The sequence below is a fragment of the Pseudarthrobacter sp. NPDC058119 genome (assembly GCF_042884655.1).
Lineage (GTDB): Bacteria > Actinomycetota > Actinomycetes > Actinomycetales > Micrococcaceae > Arthrobacter.
In genome coordinates, this window is the sequence record NZ_JBHVTN010000024.1 from 1 (window position 1) to 1,466 (window position 1,466).

The 1,466-nt window shown below is 53.4% G+C and carries 2 rRNA genes; both read left to right on the plus strand.

Annotated features, from left to right (window positions below):
- Positions 1–1,249: ribosomal RNA gene (locus ACFVTD_RS20975) — 23S ribosomal RNA — on the plus strand; the annotation flags it as partial.
- A 50-nt stretch (positions 1,250–1,299) separates the two neighbouring features.
- Positions 1,300–1,415, plus strand: a 5S ribosomal RNA gene (rrf, locus tag ACFVTD_RS20980).
- The last annotated feature ends 51 nt before the right edge of the window (positions 1,416–1,466 follow it).

A 1,466-nucleotide genomic window follows, 5' to 3' on the forward strand; every position in this document is an offset into this window, starting at 1 on the left:
ATCCTAAGGTGATCGAGAGAACTCTCGTTAAGGAACTCGGCAAAATGACCCCGTAACTTCGGGAGAAGGGGTGCTCTGTTAGGGTGCAAGCCCGAGAGAGCCGCAGTGAATAGGCCCAGGCGACTGTTTAGCAAAAACACAGGTCTCTGCGAAGCCGTAAGGCGAAGTATAGGGGCTGACGCCTGCCCGGTGCTGGAAGGTTAAGAGGAGCGGTTAGCGTAAGCGAAGCTGCGAATTGAAGCCCCAGTAAACGGCGGCCGTAACTATAACGGTCCTAAGGTAGCGAAATTCCTTGTCGGGTAAGTTCCGACCCGCACGAAAGGCGTAACGATCTGGGCACTGTCTCAACGAGAGACTCGGTGAAATTATAGTACCTGTGAAGATGCAGGTTACCCGCGACAGGACGGAAAGACCCCGTGGAGCTTTACTGCAGCCTGATATTGAATTTTGGTACAGCTTGTACAGGATAGGTAGGAGCCTGAGAAGCCGGAGCGCTAGCTTCGGTGGAGGCGTCGGTGGGATACTACCCTGGCTGTATTGAAATTCTAACCCGCGCCCCTTATCGGGGCGGGAGACAGTGTCAGGTGGGCAGTTTGACTGGGGCGGTCGCCTCCTAAAATGTAACGGAGGCGCCCAAAGGTTCCCTCAGAATGGTTGGAAATCATTCGTAGAGTGTAAAGGCACAAGGGAGCTTGACTGCGAGACCTACAAGTCGAGCAGGGACGAAAGTCGGGCTTAGTGATCCGGTGGTTCCGCATGGAAGGGCCATCGCTCAACGGATAAAAGCTACCCCGGGGATAACAGGCTTATCTCCCCCAAGAGTCCACATCGACGGGGAGGTTTGGCACCTCGATGTCGGCTCATCGCATCCTGGGGCTGTAGTCGGTCCCAAGGGTTGGGCTGTTCGCCCATTAAAGCGGTACGCGAGCTGGGTTCAGAACGTCGTGAGACAGTTCGGTCCCTATCCGTCGTGGGCGTAGGAAATTTGAGAGGAGCTGTCCTTAGTACGAGAGGACCGGGATGGACGCACCGCTGGTGTACCAGTTGTTCTGCCAAGGGCATCGCTGGGTAGCTATGTGCGGACGGGATAAGTGCTGAAAGCATCTAAGCATGAAGCCCCCCTCAAGATGAGATTTCCCATTCCGCAAGGAAGTAAGATCCCTGAAAGATGATCAGGTTGATAGGTCAGAGGTGGAAGCGTGGCGACATGTGGAGCTGACTGATACTAATCGATCGAGGACTTAACCAATTTGAATGTATGCTTACTGTTATCTAGTTTTGAGAGAACACTCTCAATGGTTTGGTGGCGATAGCGAAGAGGTCACACCCGTTCCCATACCGAACACGGAAGTTAAGCTCTTCAGCGCCGATGGTAGTTGGGGGTTTCCCCCTGTGAGAGTAGGACGCCGCCAAGCTATCTTAACCCAGTTTATGATGAACTGGGTTTTTTATATGGAAGATCACAT